Annotated in this window: 15 protein-coding genes and 2 pseudogenes; 12 read left to right on the forward strand and 5 right to left on the reverse strand. The window is 53.8% G+C overall.

Going from position 1 to position 19037, the window contains the following annotated elements; all coding sequences use genetic code 11:
* The first annotated feature begins 43 nt into the window (after nt 1-43).
* The 8 genes from mobF (at nt 44) to GOB83_RS11935 (ending at nt 11208) form a co-directional block, all read left to right on the forward strand.
* On the forward strand, nt 44-3175 hold the full coding sequence (gene mobF / locus GOB83_RS11900) for a MobF family relaxase (RefSeq protein WP_338420633.1): 3132 nt from the start codon (nt 44-46) through the stop codon (nt 3173-3175).
* Nucleotides 3168-3482, forward strand: a complete 315-nt coding sequence (locus GOB83_RS11905; RefSeq protein ID WP_165926225.1) for a hypothetical protein — start codon at nt 3168-3170, stop codon at nt 3480-3482. Before mobF ends, GOB83_RS11905 begins: the two co-directional genes overlap by 8 nt.
* 510 nt (nt 3483-3992) lie before the next feature.
* Entirely contained in the window at nt 3993-4283 is a 291-nt protein-coding gene (locus GOB83_RS11910; protein ID WP_099213570.1) for a DNA-binding protein, read from the forward strand.
* A 54-nt stretch (nt 4284-4337) separates the two neighbouring features.
* Nucleotides 4338-7355: an HsdM family class I SAM-dependent methyltransferase gene (locus GOB83_RS11915; RefSeq protein WP_165926226.1), complete on the forward strand. Its 3018-nt coding sequence runs from the start codon at nt 4338-4340 to the stop codon at nt 7353-7355.
* On the forward strand, nt 7352-8077 hold the full coding sequence (locus tag GOB83_RS11920; protein WP_198912008.1) for a hypothetical protein: 726 nt from the start codon (nt 7352-7354) through the stop codon (nt 8075-8077). Before GOB83_RS11915 ends, GOB83_RS11920 begins: the two co-directional genes overlap by 4 nt.
* A gap of 254 nt (nt 8078-8331) precedes the next feature.
* A complete protein-coding gene (locus tag GOB83_RS11925) occupies nt 8332-8874 on the forward strand; it encodes a hypothetical protein (protein WP_198912009.1) in 543 nt (180 codons plus the stop codon).
* An 820-nt stretch (nt 8875-9694) separates the two neighbouring features.
* Nucleotides 9695-10477: a hypothetical protein gene (locus GOB83_RS11930; RefSeq protein WP_165926227.1), complete on the forward strand. Its 783-nt coding sequence runs from the start codon at nt 9695-9697 to the stop codon at nt 10475-10477.
* A complete protein-coding gene (locus GOB83_RS11935) occupies nt 10474-11208 on the forward strand; it encodes a hypothetical protein (RefSeq protein WP_165926228.1) in 735 nt (244 codons plus the stop codon). Before GOB83_RS11930 ends, GOB83_RS11935 begins: the two co-directional genes overlap by 4 nt.
* Nucleotides 11209-11265: 57 nt before the next feature.
* Here the strand turns inward: GOB83_RS11935 and GOB83_RS11940 are convergent, their stop codons facing one another.
* Nucleotides 11266-11835 (reverse strand): CHAT domain-containing protein, encoded by a 570-nt coding sequence (locus GOB83_RS11940; protein ID WP_165926229.1) that lies wholly within the window; start codon nt 11833-11835, stop codon nt 11266-11268.
* An 80-nt stretch (nt 11836-11915) separates the two neighbouring features.
* Between GOB83_RS11940 and GOB83_RS11945 the strand changes: the two are divergent.
* From GOB83_RS11945 to GOB83_RS11960, 4 genes and pseudogenes are all read left to right on the forward strand, one after another.
* Nucleotides 11916-12090: pseudogene (locus tag GOB83_RS11945) on the forward strand (IS630 family transposase); the annotation flags it as partial.
* A gap of 483 nt (nt 12091-12573) precedes the next feature.
* Nucleotides 12574-13305: a DUF2971 domain-containing protein gene (locus GOB83_RS11950; RefSeq protein ID WP_165926230.1), complete on the forward strand. Its 732-nt coding sequence runs from the start codon at nt 12574-12576 to the stop codon at nt 13303-13305.
* A gap of 170 nt (nt 13306-13475) precedes the next feature.
* Nucleotides 13476-14321 carry a DUF4238 domain-containing protein gene (locus tag GOB83_RS11955; protein WP_165926231.1) on the forward strand — a complete coding sequence of 282 codons (846 nt, stop codon included), beginning with the start codon at nt 13476-13478 and terminating at the stop codon, nt 14319-14321.
* Nucleotides 14322-14624: 303 nt separating this feature from the next.
* On the forward strand, nt 14625-15500 hold the full coding sequence (locus GOB83_RS11960) for a hypothetical protein (RefSeq protein WP_165926232.1): 876 nt from the start codon (nt 14625-14627) through the stop codon (nt 15498-15500).
* Nucleotides 15501-15630: 130 nt separating this feature from the next.
* On the opposite strand, the pseudogene GOB83_RS15005 reads toward GOB83_RS11960, so the two are convergent.
* The 4 genes and pseudogenes from GOB83_RS15005 to GOB83_RS11980 form a co-directional block, all read right to left on the reverse strand.
* A pseudogene (locus GOB83_RS15005) lies at nt 15631-15735 on the reverse strand (VapC toxin family PIN domain ribonuclease); the annotation flags it as partial.
* Nucleotides 15736-15745: 10 nt separating this feature from the next.
* Nucleotides 15746-16303 carry a hypothetical protein gene (locus GOB83_RS11970; protein WP_165926223.1) on the reverse strand — a complete coding sequence of 186 codons (558 nt, stop codon included), beginning with the start codon at nt 16301-16303 and terminating at the stop codon, nt 15746-15748.
* A gap of 54 nt (nt 16304-16357) precedes the next feature.
* Complete coding sequence (locus GOB83_RS11975) at nt 16358-18610, reverse strand: type IV secretion system DNA-binding domain-containing protein (RefSeq protein WP_165926233.1); 2253 nt, start codon at nt 18608-18610, stop codon at nt 16358-16360.
* Between the two features lies 1 nt (nt 18611).
* Nucleotides 18612-19034 carry a hypothetical protein gene (locus GOB83_RS11980; protein WP_165926234.1) on the reverse strand — a complete coding sequence of 141 codons (423 nt, stop codon included), beginning with the start codon at nt 19032-19034 and terminating at the stop codon, nt 18612-18614.
* Between the last annotated feature and the right edge of the window lie 3 nt (nt 19035-19037).

The raw sequence follows: 19037 nt of genomic DNA on the forward strand, positions 1-19037 counted from the left end.
CTATTTGCGCGAGCATCAGATGGATGCCGCGCCTGGGGCTGAAGTGTCGCCGGACGGCGGCCAAGAAAAGGGCGGACGTCTCAACAACTACTATACTGGCCGGGAAGGGCGTGGCGACTGGGGGCCTGGCATCGGCCCGCTCGCGGCCCGCGCACTCGGCATTGATCTGACGGCTCCGCCCACGGATGAAGCCCTCTGCAATCTGTTCGAAGCCAAGCGTGCCGATACCGGCGAGGAATGGCATGACATTGAGGGGGAGAAGACAACCAAACAGGCAGGGCGGAAGGCAGGCGGTCGCAAGCGCACCATCTCCGGGTTTGATTTTACGGCTTCGCCCGACAAGTCAGTCACGCTCGCCGCCGAGTTTGCGTCCACGAAGGCTGAGCAGGCGCTGATCTGGCACGCCATCCATACCGCGAATGATCGCGCCCTCATGCTGATAGCGGCGGAACTGGGCTGGGCGCGACGGATGGTGAATGGCGTGCAGGTCGAGGAGCAGGGGGAGGTTGGTTGGGTGTCCTTCCGACACTATGCGGCCCGTCCCGCTATGCAGATTCAGGATGGTGTGTCAGGCCCGACGGCGTCGGTCGAAATTCCAGTGCCCGGTGATCCGCAGGCGCATATCCATAACATCCTGTTGAACATGGTGGCCACGGCAGACGGACATGTCGGCTCTCTGGATTCAGCCCGGATCACGAAAACGATGCCCCATATCTTTGGGGCCTATTTTCAGGCGCAGCTCGCCCAGCTGCTCCGCGAACTGGGGATCAAGGTCAGCATTGACGCCCGAGGCCGGGCGATCGTCATTGACGACATCTCCAAAGAGGTCTGCGAGGCGTTTTCCAAACGGAGCAAGCAGGCCGAAAAGCAGGCGAAGGCTTTTGTCGCGCGGCAGGGTGGCGACTGGAAGACGATGTCGGCCGACCAGAAATTTAAGGTGCTGCATCAGGCCAATCTGGCCTATCGGGCGAAGAAATATACCGGGAGCAACGATCGCGAGATCTGGCGGGAGCAGGCTGAAGAACTGGGTTGGAAGCACACGACCTCGCTGACGGATACGGTGTATGCGACGAAGACCGATGCTGAACGGTTTGAGGAAGCTTATGTGATTGCGGCCCGGCTGGTTGCGGAAGACTTCAAGAGTAGTGCGGTTCTCGATCTGGACGTGCTCAGGATGCACGCAGCCCACGGCCTGATTGCGGCCGGAATTCACGAGCCGGGCGATATGGACCATGTTCGCGACATGATTTTGCAACGAGGTGTCGTGCTGGAAGGGGAGCGGACCCCGCTTGTCGTCCAAACGCTGCACGGGCGTGAGCGTGTCACGTCCCAGTTCCAGATCAGTGTCGAGAAAGAGTTCTCCGAACTGGTAGCACTGGCGGCGCGCAACACGGATGGGGCGTTGTCGCGCGAGGCGCTGCAAAAGGCGATTGAGGCGTCCGGTCTGGATTTTGACCGCGAACCCGATCACGGTCGCGCCCAGCTTGCGGCTATTTATGGTCTTGGGCTTTCTGGGCGGCTTGGCTTTCTGACAGGGGCGGCTGGGTCGGGGAAGACGGCGCTCCTGTCGCCGCTGGTCACAGCATGGAAGGAGGAAGGGCGGCAGGTTATCGGTACGGCCATGGCCTGGCGACAGGCGGATGCACTCAAGGATGCCGGGGTGGAGCGGACGGTTGCACTGTCCCCCCTTTTGCGTGAAATCGAGGCGGGTCGGCTGGCGATTGCGCCTAACTCGGTTCTCATCATTGACGAGGGCAGCCAGATCGCACCGATCCAGATGCTCAAGCTCCTGCGGCTGCAGAAGGAGGTGGGCTTTTCCATGCGGATCATTGCGGACCGTGAGCAGGCACAGGCTATTGAAGCGGGCGACAGCGTGGAATTGATGATGCGTTCCGTGCCTGCGGGCGTGCGGTTTGAGTTGCTGAGCACCATCCGTCAGAAAACCGAGCGCGGCCGGATGATCGCGGGTCTGTTTCGTGGAACAGGCCGCGATATGACGAAATCGGAAGAAGAGCAGAATGCCGAGGACGCGCAGCGTGCGCGTAAGGCGATAGACCTCAAGCGGGCAGACGGGACGTTCAGTCTGGTCGGCGGTGATCACGCGCAGGTTGTCGCAAATATTGCGGAGTTCTACCTGAAGCGCCGCGACATGCTCCGCGCGTCCGGGAGCACGCGCGGCATTACGATGTCCGCTCCCACGAATGAGGACGTCATGGCGCTGAGCATGGCGGTGCGTGAGCGGCTGCGTGAACGCGGGGAGGTTGGGAAAGAGGAGATCGTCCGAGCAGCCATTGACCAGAGGGGGGAGACCTATGATCTGCCGATTGCGGTTGGCGACCGGTTGAGGCTTTTCAGCAAGGTGCGGTGTCACGCTCAGCGCTCCTATGGCCCACGCTGGCTGGAACTGGGCTCAAATGGTGATTTTGTCGATGTTCTGGGCTGGACAAAACAGGGCCTGATGCTCAGGAACCGTGCCGGCACCGAGGGCATGGTGCCATGGGACTCTTTGGCGGACCGGCAGACGGGCCGCATTGCACTCGGCTTTGGTCATGCGATGACAATTGACGCGGCGCAGGGGGCGACATCGGACGAGCATATCAATGCGCTACCACGGGGCAGTTCGTCGATGACGGGGTTTACGGCCTATGTCGCGGAAAGCCGGCATGTCCATGCGGCATGGACAATGGTTAGCGAGGCGTCTGTACGTGAAGCCGAGACCTTTTCCAGACCGCTGGGGGACAAGACGCCTGTGACGTATGAGGATCTGCTGAACCGCGTTGCGGGCGACATGGGCAAGCACCCTTACAAGTCTGTTGCTATTGACCTGACGGGCGAGGGAATGAAGATCCGTCAGGGCCAGATCGAGTGGATCCGTCGTGAGCGGGGTCGGGAAGAGATTGAGGAGGATGAGCAACAGCCTGGGGAGCGGGCGCGGAGCCGGGCAGCATCTGTGTCGCTGCGCAAAGTTCCCACTGAGCGATGGGATGATCTGGGCCGCAATCTCAGGCGCCAGGCGCTTATCGCGCAGGATGCGGCTGAGCGGGCCAACAGGCTTGTCGCACAGCGGGGGGCTGAAAAGGATCTGTTTCAGGACAGGACACAAACGCCAGCGTCGAACCGGTCTAAGGGCGGTGTGGTGCGGCCTTCAACGGATATGGGAGTTGATCATGAGTAACCCGCTGGTGGAAGAGATCGTAGCACGGGCGTTGCCCCTCATTCATGTGGAACGGGAAGCGGAGCAGCTGGACACTCAGGAGGCTTATGAAGCGTTCCGGGCCAGACATGCCGAGCTGAACCGCCAGGTCATCAACCAGTTGCGTGCCTGCGGCTGGATGCGTGATGACGCGACCACAGAGGATATGAGCGAAATCTACTATGCTGTTCTGCGACACCCGGCACTGGAAGGCTCCGCGTCAGATCGGGCTGTTGCCGGGAGCTTGCTAAACGAGGCGTGGAAAGGGGTGCATGGCTGGGCTGGATAAACGCCCCGGCCAGCCGCCGATTGTTCGCCGGCTGTCCTTTTTAAACTGCCTGTCTGCTCAATGGAAACAGAGCAGACAGGCCGCAGTCGCCCTCATGTCGGGCATGCGAGCGGTTGGGAGAGTTTCCCGAAAGCCGACATGAATCATCCGACGCTCTGCTGGCAAAGGCGGGTAACGGACTTGCGCATGCATTCTTCTCCTTCGAGGTTCGAATCTCATTAAGCGCACCTACCCAATGATGATGGGCACTATGTCTACGCTGTAGCTCTCTGAGGTGCCCATATGCCCGACATCAATGTTCCTTTCAGCAACCGCGGCGTCCGAAGGAACTGCATCAGACCGGGACGGACGGCACTGTGTGAACTTGATCACGTAACGGCAATGTCAAACTCTTCTGGCTTCAAACAAGCTGGAGTGCCTGCGCCCCGCACAGGGCAAGTTACTCTCGGAGCCCTTTGCATACATAAATCTATGTGATAGGTTACATTAATATGTGTGGAATAGCGCCCTATGCTTTATACCGAATTCATTGCTGAGCTTGGGAAGGCTGGGTTGAGCGTTCGCGCGTTCGCTGAACTCACTGGTATGAATCCGAACTCGATCTCCAATTATGCGCGCACTGGCGAGGTTCCTACACATCTCTCGCTCATTGCCGTCCTCATTGTTTCGGTCAGCGAAATGGGCGGGGACTATCGACGGATCATGTCGAAAGTAGGAGTTACACTAAAGAAACCCCGTGGTGGCGCTCGTCAGGGCCATTTTGGTGGTGATCGCCAGAATAATTTGGATTTGAAGGCATGACGGCTCGCTTCACCATCGTCATCTTTACGTTCGGCTGCGATGCGGGGAAGTTCGATGGCTGACATAGCGACCGCGCTCGTTGACTTTGGCGCTGATCCGGCAGCTCTGCGCCTGCTGGACAGCGATGGACCGGACTTGCTGCCCTATGCATCGCTCCTGACGGCACGGCAGCGTGGCGGCGATATATTGGGCGTCGTAAGCGCCATTTATGAATGGCAGGGCGCCCCGCTGATCTTTCTGGTTGATGCAGACTCTCTACAAGGAGACGATCAGCTTCATAAGATTAGACGGCTGCTCGCCATGCGCGGTGACGCGCCCTATCTAGGAGTCATCGCTACGGGGCGGCTCGACGTCTTTCGAGTTGCACTTGACCGGAAATCGCCTGCACAGGCGCGGGTGGACTTAGGTGATGGCGACAATGCTCGATCCGCAGCGATCGCGCGCCTCGGCAACATCCGCCCCAAAGCAGCGATCAACCAGAGCAACTGGATTTCCAATGTAGTCCTTAATCTGCTTACGGGCTCGATAACAAGACTGACCGAGCTTGACGGCATGTCCGATGAAGACGCGATCTCGCTTGTTGGCCGTGCCCTCTTCACCCGCTTTCTGGCTGACCGTGGGCTGTTGCCAAGTAGTGTTTCCGACACGAATACTGCAGCCAGCATGTTTGACAGTCGTGAGGTTGCCGAGGAGACATCGACTTGGCTTGATACGACGTTCAACGGCGATCTTCTTCCTCTATCGGATGGGATATTTCAAAAACTTCCGGATCGCGCCTATCATATATTGGGTGACATTCTTCGGAGATCGCCGGAAAGCCAACTTTATCTGGGTTGGGAAGAGAAATGGGACAATCTTGACTTCGCGCATATTCCTGTCGGAGTCCTGAGCCAAGCCTACGAACTCTACTTGCGAAATCATGCTCCGCTGCGTCAACGGCGCGAAGGTGGTTATTATACACCCCGGCCGATTGCCGATCTGATGGTGCGAGCGTCCTTTCGCGCACTGGAACGGCAGGACGCAACCCAGAAGGCAAAAATCCTCGATCCAGCGGCTGGAGCCGGAGTGTTCCTGCTGACGGCATTTCGTGAGCTAGTGGCAGAGCATTGGCGCGCAGATGGGAAACGGCCGGATACAAAGGCTCTCCGTTCGATACTTTATGATCAGATCGTCGGTTTCGACATCAATGAAGCCGCGCTTCGCTTCGCAGCGCTGGGTTTGTATCTGATGTCTATTGAGTTGGACCCTAATCCGAGGCCGGTCGACAAGCTGAAATTCAAGGATTTGCGCGGGAAGGTGCTGCATCGAGTTCAGGTCGAGAACGAAACCGAAGGCACCGAACTAGGAAGTCTGGGACCGCTCGTGGGCGACGAGCATGTCGGACGCTACGATCTTGTCATAGGCAATCCGCCTTGGGCGAGCGGCACAGGGTTGCAAGATTGGAATTTGGTGCGAGCAACGGTTTCTCGTATTGCAGCCGGCAGGAAAATCTCGATCACGTCGCCCCCATTGCCGAATGAGGGGCTCGATCTTCCCTTCGTATGGCGCGCAATGGAATGGGCGAAACCAGATGGGCAAATCGCCTTCGCGCTTCATGCGCGGCTACTTTTCCAGCAGGGTGATGGCATGATCGAGGCCCGCCAGTCGCTATTTGAGGCTCTGGACGTCACCTCGATCATAAATGGTGTGGAACTACGGCAGACGAAGGTCTGGCCCGAGATTTCCGCACCCTTCTGCATTCTGCTCGCTACCAATAAGACGCCTGAGGCAAGCGCTGGCTTTCGTCTTATCAGTCCGAGGTTTGAAGATTCGCTAAACCAAGCCGGTGGCATGCGTATTGATGCGCTGAACGCTGAACTAGTGCCGTCGCAGCAAATTCGTGAGACACCGGAAATTCTGAAAATCCTGTTCCGGGGAACAAAGGCCGATCTTGGAATCGTAGAGCGGATACGGGCGCACGGACATCCAACGTTAGAATCTTTTTGGCGAGAAGTGATTGGTGTCACCGAGCGCGGTCTCTTGCGGGGCAGCGGCAACGGATACCAGAAGCTCAGGCCGAGCAGCCGGATACGCCAGCAGGGCGATGGTCTCCCTGGCGTTGATGCAAGTTATCTCCACGGTTTGCCCGAAATCACGGCATCGTCCTTCACGGAAGTCTCCATCGACACCGAGGCCCTCAACGTCTTTTCGAAGGACAGGATTCACGACCCTCGATCGGTGGAACTATTTGCCGGTCCCCTTGTCGTCGTTCACAAATCACCCCCAGTAATTACGGGACGTATCGGGGTAGCGATTTCCGAGAAGGACGCTGTCTTCAATGAAACGTTCTATGGCTATAGCCTGCACACGTATCCGGAAGCGCATCTCCTTGCCCGCTATCTGACGCTCATTCTGGGGAGCAAACTGGCCGTCTGGATGGCCCTTGTGACGAGCGGCGAATTCGGTTTCGAGCGGGAAGTCATCGAAAAAGCGACGCTGGATCGAATTCCGCTACCTGACTTCCGGACGTTCCAACCATCCCTTCGAAATGAGATGTTGGCACTATTTGATGGGTTGGTCGCTGACCAGAAGTCACGGAGCGACGTGGATGAATGGGTCGCACGTTTGTACGGCCTCGGCCCACGCGACTTACAGGTCATATCCGATACGCTGGAATCCAATCTTCCTTTCGCACAGAACAAGAAGGACGCCCAGACCGTCCCCACGCATCCAGAGCAGGCGCGGTTTCGGGAGGTTTTAGAGGCGGAACTGGCACCTTGGTGTGAGCGATTCGGTTCGAAGCTCGTTGTGGATCATCTCTTTCAGCCAGAGATCTCCCCTTGGTGCGGTATCGAAGTTCGGACATCGCTCAATGGCGCGCGTGGGACCGTAGGATCTAGTGATTGGGAAGGCTTGCTTCGAGCTGCGGACGACGCGGCTGCGTCGGAAATATTAGTTCGCGACGGGAATGGCGGCCTGCTTATTGGTCTGCTGGCTCAGCGCCGATACTGGAGCGAAACACAGGCTCGCTTGCTCGCACAGCGGATCGTCTGGTCCCATATCGATTTGCTGAAGGGGCGGGCGCACGCATGAGAGTCGCGGCAATCCGCCCACGCCCCGACCAAATCGCAGAACTAACGCGTGGTCTCTATTTGCCGCTGCCGGAAGTGTCGAACGACCATCTTGAGGTCATTGCCGAGAGCCTGCTTCGCGCATTCAGCGATGTCCGTACGCACTCACCGTCGACCGTCGCATCGGGGACCGAGGCGGAAATAACTGCGCTGATGGAAGCGCGGCTCAACACGATGATCGAGCAGGATCCTCTGTGGGGCCAGCTAGTTCTTTGTGTAACGCGAGGTAAGGAAAGTCTCAGTTTTGACGGATCTCACTTGGAGAAACGTCCGGACTTATCCATTTATCTTTCGAACCGAAACCGAGGCTTTCCACTAATCATAGAAGCCAAGATCGTAGATGCGACTACGTCTAAAACGGAGGCCTTATACTGCGACAAAGGTATCCGCCGCTTTGTTGAAGGGGAGTATGCTTGGGGGAATCGCGAAGCGTTCATGGTTGCCTACGTCCGTGATGGATCGTCGATCGGCACCAAATTGACGCCTTTCCTTTCAAGCGCAATGTTGGAAACTCCTCCGGGCTACCTCATCGAGGTTCTTCCAAATGCTGTGAGCGCGTTTAGCACGGATTTAGCTCATTCCCGCCATGGCCGAAGCTTCGTGTATGTCGGCCACTCATCTCCAAATATCGAACCAGGCCCGATCTCAGTCTGGCACCTGTGGCTGTCGTGTCTGGAGCCGTAAGAATGTCACGCCACGACTTCTCGCTACCTGTAAAGCGCGAACTCGCCATGCGAGCCGCGTACTTTTGCTCGAACCCCCGGTGCCTTCGGTTGACTGCGGGACCACGATCGGATGCCGAACGCGGCTTGGGAACAGGACATGCCGCACATATCTGCGCGGCCGCGCCGGCTGGGCCGCGATATGACCCTACGCAGAGTGAAGCGGAACGTCGGTCAGGCACTAACGGGCTCTGGCTGTGCCGTGAGTGCGGCGATATGGTCGACAAGGACAGCAGTGGTTTCACCGTTGAACAACTCCGAGCTTGGAAGTACGGCCATGAGGCCATGATCGCTGAAGTGCGTCAGCAGGGGTGGTCGAACAGCATTGAACTCCTTCGTTCGGGGCGCATGACCCCCGGCGTAGCTAAGGAAATTATTGCCCTGATCGAGGACCGCCGATCCTTCTGGGCGCGGTTTGACGCAGAATTCCCCGACCGTGTGCGCATGTCGCTTGACGGCTTACGGCACGACCTCACTCGACTTCGCCGGGATTGCGCGGCCGGCAGCCCACTTGACGCCGTAATTGTTGCGCTCACACAAACAATCAGGCATTTCTTCAATGAGGTTGAACAAATCAATCTTACGACTTTACGGTGTGACGGCTGCGATCCGGAATGGTTGGCCTTCGAGGCCGCGCTTAGGATCCTCCGTAAATCAATCGGCTACCAGGTCGCCGCGCTCGCAGATTCATACTCAATCCCTCTTCAAGGGGAATTTTCCGCTTATTTCCGAGGCGGTCAGGCTCAAATCGGTCCCTAGACTTGGTTTAGGGATATGAAACATGCAATCGACTGAACAGACGATTACTGCTCTGTCTTAGGCGATCATAGTAGAAGTAACTATGCTACCGGTTGCTGTAGCCGCCTTCGATACGCCAGATTTAGATGGCGCACCAAGCGGGATTCGAACACATACATTGAATCAATTGGTTGGCGCTTGGCTGTTTCATGAGAAAATGTTGGCTTTCAGAAAGTCCCACAGGCTATTTGAACGCCCGGAATGGGGTGAAAGCCTTCGCGAGAGTCGTCCATGTAAATGTCCGGTTTTACCGATCGCCCGACACAAAGCCGACCTTCCGTTTCCCCCCTGATCGGCCTGTCGGCTCAGTGATACAGCAGCAGACAGGCGGCAGTCGCCCTCATCTCGGTCATTTAATGCACCGGTGCGTCGAATGGAAAGCAGACATTAACGGTAATCCTCCAACGCATATCAGTTAGGATCGCTCGAAAAAAAATACCTAAGCTTGCAGATTGTTCGCGTTTCTAAAATTTCTCGAGAAACCTCTACTTGGTATAGCATGGTTCCGAGTATCCACATGACGCAAAATAGACTCGCTGCGCTGTTAGTTTAGACGCCAGCATTGATAAATGTACAAATAATTTTAAATGTATATTTGTATATTTTCTGCGCACAGCATCTAACCACGACGCGACCAATTGGACATATCGATATGATAATGAAAAATGGCGTCAACTTAAGGGATTGATAGTTTAAAAAAAATGCAGGACAATTTGACCCAGGCAGCTCTACATTTGCCATTCATGGGGGACTACGATTTACGGTAGGGGAGGTTAATGGCTTGTCACGTTTGAATGATTTTTTAAAAAAAAACAATATTGTTGCTAGCGCAGAACTTCCAATAGTTCACACGACTCAAGGATTTAACCTTCAAAGTATTATAGGTTCTTCTGAACTTGTTCCAACACCATGCAATACCTTTGAAGGTGAAGATTTAAATTATTTTTTTTATGGAAAACCATCATATAAATCAGCAGGGGACTTTGAACAATCTAAGCAGTGGGAAATGCCTATCTGTTTTCTACTATCGCCTTCAGCGATCTCCAACATAAAACGCATCTACCCCTTTGATAGTGGTGCTTTCTTAGCGGGTCGTCACCCAGACTATATTCGAAAGATGGGTATATCAGATTTTGAGGCCGCTCCCTCCCGAGATACTCCGCGCAGAATTATTGGAGCATTTTTTGATAGCATTGATGATTTTTTCCGCTTAAAGCCGAAGGATGAGAATAAATTCAAGACAGAGTTCTCGTTAAGTCTTTTGGATGCTCAGGTCCTGGCGCTACGTGAGTTGGCTGGAGATACATCTTTAGCGACAATAGATGATAGACGTTTCGCTGTTGAAATTCAGAGTGACCAAAAATTAACTTTGGATGCGAGTTCGGTTGAGGCAGTTGTTATTTCTGATAGTTATGTCAATATTGAAGAAGTTCGAAATTATATTTCTGATGTTCTAAAAGCCGAAATCATTATGTATTCCACTTACAGTTTGGCTGCGGCAGATCATACAGCACTAATTTACGAAAAGGTTTGTCGATACCTAGTTCATAAGGGCGTTCTATGATGGTTTGGAAGTGTATAGGCGCTTTAAGCGTTGCCAATAATCTCACTGCATTTAGCACGCCTATCTTTCTTTCCGGCGAGAGTGAGGTAATTCACGCGCAAAGTGTAGATGAAAATGGGAACATCAAGAATATGTTTCCTATTCCTGCGGGCTACCTTAACACCATGAAGAGGCTTCCATGTGAAAAGGAACTGATCACCTCAATCGGTGATCAGGAAATTTTTGGATTTCTCATAGAACCTGATTGTTCGTTTTTTGGCTCCGGGCAAGACTTAGAGGAGTTCCTGCTCAGGAACATTGAGGTCATCAAACAATCACCCGTGACATATCTCTCGGCAGTTCGATTTTTGGGCCTCGGGGTTGAAGATGAAATTCACGCAATATGTGAAGTCGGAAATCTGATCAATAATAGGGATGTAAGAGAATCGTTTATCAGTTTTGAACAATTCTGCGTCGAAAAATCAGAACAGACGAAGAATATTGAGAATCTTATCGAGCAACTTTCCGAGAGTGGTAACTTTGCCACAACGCACACTATTGTTGAAAAATTAATGAGGCTGCAGGAATCGTTTGAGAGTCGCCACTTTAAGCAGGCATTGCGTGCGTGCCTAAGTAATAATCAAGTGCATTGGATAGCGGGGGATGCTGATGTTAAGTTATTTGTTAACTTTCTTATCAATAATGGTCGACTTAAGCTAACTGAGGCCGCACGTTCGGCGCTCTTTGGTTAGATGGCGTGAGAGTTACAATCACTTTTGTGCCGGATAATTATCTATTTCCTCTTCCACTCACTCGAGGAAAAACACATGCGGATTTTTATAACGATTTTCATATTCGGAGAAGGCTTGTTTAACACTTAGACCCAAGCTTAGGTGTTTATGGTAAAAAATGTGACACATAAGTGCTGCATTGTAAAATAATGGGCCTTTGATCGGGGCAATATAATACTCGCATTGTGTAGAATGTTTAAACGCTTTACGCGGCGTCTTTTGACCTGATCGGCAGGCCGTCGAGATAACGGTTTTTCCAGCGAGATTAATACCAGCCGAAGCAATTTCTTGCATCGACACGTGTTTCTCGTCAGGCGTCCAGAATCCAATGAATTTTTCTCGTTTCTTATTAGGGGGCTTTCCTACGCGCCCATGCGTGGCAATGTGAACCACGTCGGCTTCTGAGGGCACCGACGATAGCAGTTCTAGGAACTGCGTTTTTATGCGCACAGAATGGTAGTGGTTCGCCACCCCCATAAGGTTGAGCATATGACGGATAAACTTGCCCTCGGAGCCAGGGTCTTCCCCTTTGTCTTGGCAGTCGATAATTAACACCGAACAACTCGTTTTTTTGTTTTCCCCCGACATATTCAATTCTTTTATAGACGTTTGAGATGAATCCGCGCTCAAGTGCTTGCATATTAAGCACGACGGCCCTGATTTGAAAACCGGTCGAGAATGTCCGGCAGTCCTGCGCGCCAACTGGCTGTCCATTACTGTCTTCGATGGCATGGGGCACATCATCGACGCAGCCTGTTCCACCTGAAACAGCCTTGCTGCCTTCCTGACACTATCCGATCCATCGGTCTCAGAAAGTGGGATCACACGAGTCAATGCTTATAACAGCTCCTTTGGGAATCCTGTATGTCGATCTAGACCAGCATACGGATAATACGTGCCGCAGCGTCGAGAACCTAACCGTAATACATAAGTATCTTGAGCATAGGCGGTAGCGTGAATGGCCGCTTTTCTGATCTCGGCGTCTGACAACAGACCATCCGTTCTCCCCCTCTATGCAGCCTGTCCGCTCACGGAATATGAAGCAGACAGGCGGCTTACGCCCTCATCTCGGGCGTGAGGAGGTTTGAATAGTGTGCCGCATAGCAGACATAAGCACTGTTGCACCACGAAGTCGACAGAGGATGAGAGTAGACGGTTGCTATTGGATGAGAAGGGTGGAAAGGGAACGGCGGACGCGCATTTTCGTCTTAAAGATCGAACAAATTATTATGCTCCTCCTTGTTATGGCTAAATGTATCGCAATCCCTGAATCCGAATTAAACTGAAGTGTTCAATTACACTGGGAATTCGTGAATGCTACAGAAGATGACCGACAACATGTTCGACTTGGACATGGATACGAAGATTTATAGAGTTTTTCCTTTAGTCCGGGTTTTGGACCTCTTCGAAAAAAGCGAAAACGTCCTTGTCAGGCCGAAGCTTTGGGACGATCCGTTTGAGAACTTTTTCCTTGGTGCCCGAGTGTTCAGCGGCGTGAACGAAGTGGACATCAGCGATATCCGCGAAAGCTGGTACGGGCAATGCTGGACGACGGTTGCGGAAAGTGACGCCATGTGGCGGATTTACAGTCCAGCTAAGGACGGCGTCTGTGTGGGGACTACCGTTGGGAAACTATTCGGCAGCTTTTACGACGAATCTGCTACCATATCTGCTTTAGAAAACTTTATCGGGCGCGTTGATTATAAGACGCAGAATGACATCGCTTCCGTAGCCAAGAGTTTTAGCTTTGCGGACTTAGCTCACGGAGGAAGTAATATTCAGTTCGCCCGTTCACTATTATTAAAAAGGGAGGAGTTTAGGCACGAGCATGAAGTTCGTATCCTGTTCTGTGATACACGCAAAAGATACCTTGGTAGTGACATAGTACCATTCAATTTTAATGCGGTTGATCTGATTGACAGCGTCGTCTTTGACCCGCGCCAAGATTGGCGGATAGTACACGCGCTTAGTTCTACGATAACGTCCCTTGGTTATAATAAGGATATTGAAAGATCCCGTCTCTACGACGCTCCTCAATTGGTCGTTAATCTAGACTGAACAAGATTTTCTTACGAATCTGAAGGCTGGAAGTCCCAACACTTATAGACGCCTGCGGCAGATCTGCCGGAGAGGATTAGACCATGCCCTCAGTTCTAAGTTAGGGCCTATGTGTTGCTATATGCCGGTTGATCGCTATTTATCGAAACCATATCAATGTGAGTGTATGAATGCCTAAATTCGTCAAAAAAAACAATCATCAAGTTACTAGGGCTCTGCTGGAATATTGGCAGACAACTCGCAAAAATAGTTCAGTGATTTGGTCGTTCGATGTCACTAAGCAGGAAAAAAAGTTTTTCCAAGGATCTAAGGCTTCGTTCGCAATATTTGAATATCTTTATGTTCCATTGCAAGAGGACGGAAGCCGTAACGACGATTTGGAAAACGAGTTTGCCGTGGATGAAGGCAGCCTTGGCCACTTGCTTAAGGCGGCTAACGGTAGAAGTACACGTAAGCCGTCTTACCGAACTCTCAAGAAAGGTATTAGATCGTGTGTTTCTTTGGGCTTTAGAAGCGCATATTACACTTATCGTGCGATGTCGCTGCTGGCGCAACATGGGGTGGATAGCGGAGATCTTCATCGCCTAGCCATTGAGACGATGAGGAAAACTTTGCAGGCGAAATATGAGCAGTTTGCGAATTGGAGTTTCGTTATCATTACGGGACTTAAGGAAGACTTGTTAATAAACGAACAGCCGTTCAGGGATTGGACAGTGCACAAAGAGCCCCACAACTTTATCACTATGGCGCTTGGGCCTAGAGCTATGCTCGTTGGAACACCATCGCCAGACAACCGGTTTGCGGTAGCTTGGGGCAATGGCAATCAGGCACCCGTCAATGTCGCCAACCATAACCAGTTCACAGTAGATACCACCCGGCACTTCATCGTCGCGGCCTCAGAGGCTCAACTTGACGCTGTCCTACCTCTTCTTACCTCTGAACTAGTGACAGAAAGAATGTCTTCGGACCGAGTGGTAACGGCTTCTTTGCCGCCTTCCTCAAGTAGAACGACCTGAGGCGCGATGGGATGTAGGTAGAGCAAAGTGTAATTTGGAGGGTTCGAACAATCCTCCGAATTGGCTTCTCTATATACAATATTATCAGGTTATGGTTCTCGTGTGACCAAAAAAAGGAAAGCTTTTTGTCCCCCATTTTCGACCTCCGGATGCCCGTTTCTTATCGAGGGGAACCTTCTGCCCATCCCGCCATTGTAGACGCTCGCGTGCCAGTTAACACCCTGAAAAACTTAGTTCCGGCTGATATCAATGCCGGTTCGTGGTGGGGCGACAAATTCATCTGACAATCAAAAGCAATCAAAAATGAAAAAGATCGACAAGGAATTCGTACGTAATTGCGACGACGAACTGGTTGCAAAGGGTTTAAAATTGCACCAACGCCCGTTGCATGTAGCAATTGAATGGATGAAAGCACAGAACCTGTCATGCAATGTATTCGATGACGCGATATGGAAACCATTGATGGATATCTATCGTGATCTGTATCCATCCGGCAATTTCTCGATGCCAGTGATGTTTGAAGGTGGCGTGGCGCTTCGTGACCAAATGTATCGGGTCGAAATTCCTCTCGGTTTTGGTCAGTTCAGCGTCAATCCGATCGACTGCATCAAGATGTCGTGCAATGAGTTGAAGTTGATTTTTCAGCATTATCCTGAACAAGGCTGGCGTGCTTTCTATGGTGTGGCCGATTTGTGGGATTTTATTTACGGCGCGGACGATTTGTCGCATGTCGGGGGTGATGCACATCAGTTGCTGACGAACGCTCGCTCGTCTCTGGCAGCAACGGCCCGCATTCTATCTGGGGACGTTGACATTGATGCTGCCGTACAGACGATTTGTCTTACTGTCGAGTTAGCGTTCAAGGGGGCACTTGCCGTGTGCGGTTGGAGCGAGCCGCGATATAGAAAGCTCTCGCATCATCTCCACAAGTTAGCGGACGCGTTGATTGGTGAGGTCTCGACCATGCGTGATGATCGGTTGCGTGGCGCTGTCGCGAAATTTCCGGACTATGTTGGCACGCGCTACTCCTCACACGGGATGACGCGTTCGGAATTGATGGTTCTGGCAATGCGCGCGCAGTTCGTGGCTGGTGAGGCGCTACGCCGCGTTTCAAGTCGCAACCTTGCTCCGCAGATCGAAGCAGATCCACAGACTCCACCGAGACCAGTTCTGTGGTAAGACTGAGAACAAATAGAAATATAGATGACGAAGTAGAACCGCGTTTCTGCATATTTGGCGTGAATCCTTTCCGTAGAAGTGGCTGCTTTCTACTCGCTGTTCCTGGCACCAGACATTCCGCTTTCCCCCCTTAATCGGCCGTCCAGTCTTCACAGCGCAGGCCGTTCACTCTGGTAAACTCCTGCAGGTTCCCGGTCACGACAATAAGTCCTTTGCTCCGCGCATGGCCGGCAATGCGGACTGGATCAAGGACTCGTTTTTGCGAGAAATAATCCGGGCTGCATAGGAAGGAGGGGATAGTCGTCGCCGGTGTTTCCCGTGTAGTCTGACGTATAAACGTCTGTGATGCGGTAATCGATGTGGTCATCGGATTCTGGCGTGTCTGGCCAGCGTTTTTCGATGTCGAATTGCTCGATGATGCCGTGCAGCTTCGCCAGTGCTTCGGAGAAGGATGCGGAGTGTGCAAACACGTCATCGGGTGCCTGAGCATAGCAGGGTTCGTAGCGTTGCCGGATGCACGCGTGATAATGATACCGCCGGAAAAGCAGCTGCTCGAACGGGGCGTTAACGTAGATGGTCATCCATGACAGAATGGATGCGTATCCATCTTTGCTCCGTACGATGTGCCCGTACCAGTAACCAAAAAACGGATCGTCAGCGTAAATCAGCGCGAGGAGTTCTGGTGACCCTTGCGGCCCGTTGTTCCTGAAAAATACTTTGTGTTCAGCCATAAGGCCGGTCTGGCAGTGTTTGTTGAGGGCAAGCCTGTTTTTCAGCGCCTGTTTTTCTGAATCAATATCCATGGTTTGTCATTCTAATGGATGCGCAGTGTCTGGAGCGGATAACCCTCAGGCCGCCTAAACGGCCGCCTGATTGAGTGCTGAAGCAATGCTTTTGCGGGCGTCTGCCTCTGTCGCGCCGGCCCGCATTTCAAAACGGACCATGGTTTCGAACAGCTTGCGGTCGATATTCGGGTTGATGAGTCCGCCAGACCCTGAAGCGGGCCGTGTGAAGGGCTCTGGCATATCCCGAAACAGGGCGCGGAACGGCACGTAGGCGTCTGGCGGCAATGGGTCGTTGAAAAGCAGGTTTATGTCCTGCGTGCAGTCCGGGTGCTGCAGAACGACGGCCATCCGGTTGTAAATTTCTCCCAGAGGACCGGGTAGTGCCGGCAGTTTTTCAGGGTTGACCAGATCTGCACCCTTGATGAGGGCATCGACTACGGCCTGATCTTCTGGGTTGGGTAGTGTCCGGGATGCCGGTAGGGCCTTGTCGCTGCGGGCGATGGACAGGGGTGCATAGAGCCGGTTCGCCCCCTGTGGTTTTATCCCCGCATAGAACAGGCGTGTGTAGAGACGCTTGCCACGGAACATGATGATGGCCTGTCCCTGCCTCAGGGCCTGAATGTCGTTCCATGAAATACGCTTCACCTCCCGGATGTCCGCACGGGTCTGTGTCGTATAGTCACCGACGATCTCGGTGTTTTCATAGCCGGAGAGAACCCCGACCTGCATGGTGCCACCTGCCTGCTCAATCCATTCGCGGGTGGGGCCGGCGTCTTCGACCTGCTCGAAAATCTTGAGTTTGGGGTTGCCGAGCAAGGGAACGGACCAGTCCCGGCCGAGTGTCGCATAGAGCGATCCTACTTCCTGAAAGGACATCCAGATCGAGACGTTCAGTTCGCGTCCCTGAGCCATCATCACGTCGATGCCGCGTGTCGCGAAGTAATTGCTTTCATCGTAGAGCATAAGATACGGCGTGCTGGCCGAGGATGGACGGTTTTCGACGAGATCAGTGTAATTGCCTTCGATTGACGCGCCGAGGGCCGCGGCAAGGGCGTAGCGCTGGGCTGTGATGAAGGTCTTGCCGATTGCCGCATTGGTCTCGGGGTCGTTTTCCAGTGAGGGGAGCAGCACAATCAGGTTGCGGCGGTTGAAGATGACATCGGTCAGTTCAACATCGGGCACGTCGCAGTTGAAGATGTGTCCGTAGGTTGTGGTCATCATCATGAAGGTCTTGGCGAAACCACCAATGACGAAGCCATGTTGCTGGCGAACTTTCTCCTGACCGTCTGCATCTCCTGCTTTTTGTGAATAGCCACCGGTTTCCTGAACGTAGAACCTGATGTCGTGCAGCATCTCCTCAGGGAAGTCGTCAGGCAGGGGAATACGCTCGACCTTTTGAGTGCGCGCACTGAAGTAGCGAAACCGTCTGCTGGCGTTCGTATCGTCCTGACCGCGGGTTAGATCGATCAGCGCCTGAATATCGGAGAAATTTGCGCGCATGGTCGAGGCTGTGATCGGGATGCCCTCATGGTCACGCATCCACACGAAAACGTTCGACATTGCGCCGATCAGGGAACTGGCTCTGCTCGCAAAATATTCGGAATTACCGCCGCCCTGAGTTTTGTCGGGCAGGAAAAGTGTTCGGAGCAGCTCGGCCATCCCTTCGGGATTGACGGACGAGAAGGGGTTCCACGTGTGGGTCTTTCGGTCGCCACTGGAGACGAGGAAGTTGATGACCCGCATGTTGGCGGCTGCGCCCCAGTGTTCCTGCAGGGCCTGCAATGAGAAGACGAGGTTGTTGGACCCTTTCCCGTCCACGATGGTGAAACCGGTTCCCTGCGCCATGGCTGAGGCGAGCAGGCTGTAGATGAACTGGGTTTTGCCTGAGCCTGTCGCGCCGGGCAGCACCCCGTGCATGGTCATGTCGCTACCCGATACCCAGATCTGCTGCCCACTGACTTCATCCCAGCCGAGCAGCCAGTCGCCCCTGGCCTTGTCGGGCTTGTCTACGCCTACCCGTTTGGGGTCTGGCACCGGGTTGCCGAAATCCTTTCGTTTTGAACTGGCCGGCAGGCGCAGGGGCATGATGGTCGGTCGGGTCAGCACGAACGCCGTATAGGCGAGTGCGGGCGGGACCAGCAGGGTTGTGAGAGCGGGGCAGGTGACAGCTAGCCCGGCAAATCCGATGAACGGTGCGGCGGATAGCCCGGTCCTGAGACCGCCCAGAATACGGGTGCCCAGTGTTCGGGTATCACGATAGGCTACGCCGTCTCTTTGTTCGTGATGATCCTGCGGGCCGTCGATACGGCGTCTGAGCTGCCCCATGTCAGTGTAACCCGAATGCCTGATTGAGGGGGGAGGGGGCGTGTTGTACCGGAGCCGCGCCGGGCTGTTGGGGCGGCAGTGCCTGCTGTCGTGGAACTGGTCGGGTCGGGAACTCTGGCGGGTCGAGCAGGCCCAGCTCGGGCTGGGGGAGTGCGGACGATGATGCGGGAGCTCTGCCGGGGTGAGAGTGAAGTCCAATATAAAGCGCGCCGGTGAGGATCACAGCGATCATGATCAGCCACTTCCTGTGCGGACGGACGCGCATAAGGGTTTCCGGCTCTGTCGCGGGTGTCGTCAGGGCAGGTGCGGTCGGGGGCGGGTTCTGCGGATTGGCGTCCATGTTGGACGAGACGCGGATATGGAGGGTTTTGTCGCCCGGTGTGATGGTCAGGGGGCTGTCGCCGGGAAAAAGAAAGATGTCCATGGT

Origin of the sequence: Acetobacter fabarum (assembly GCF_011516925.1) — a bacterium.
In the GTDB taxonomy this organism is placed as follows: domain Bacteria; phylum Pseudomonadota; class Alphaproteobacteria; order Acetobacterales; family Acetobacteraceae; genus Acetobacter; species Acetobacter fabarum.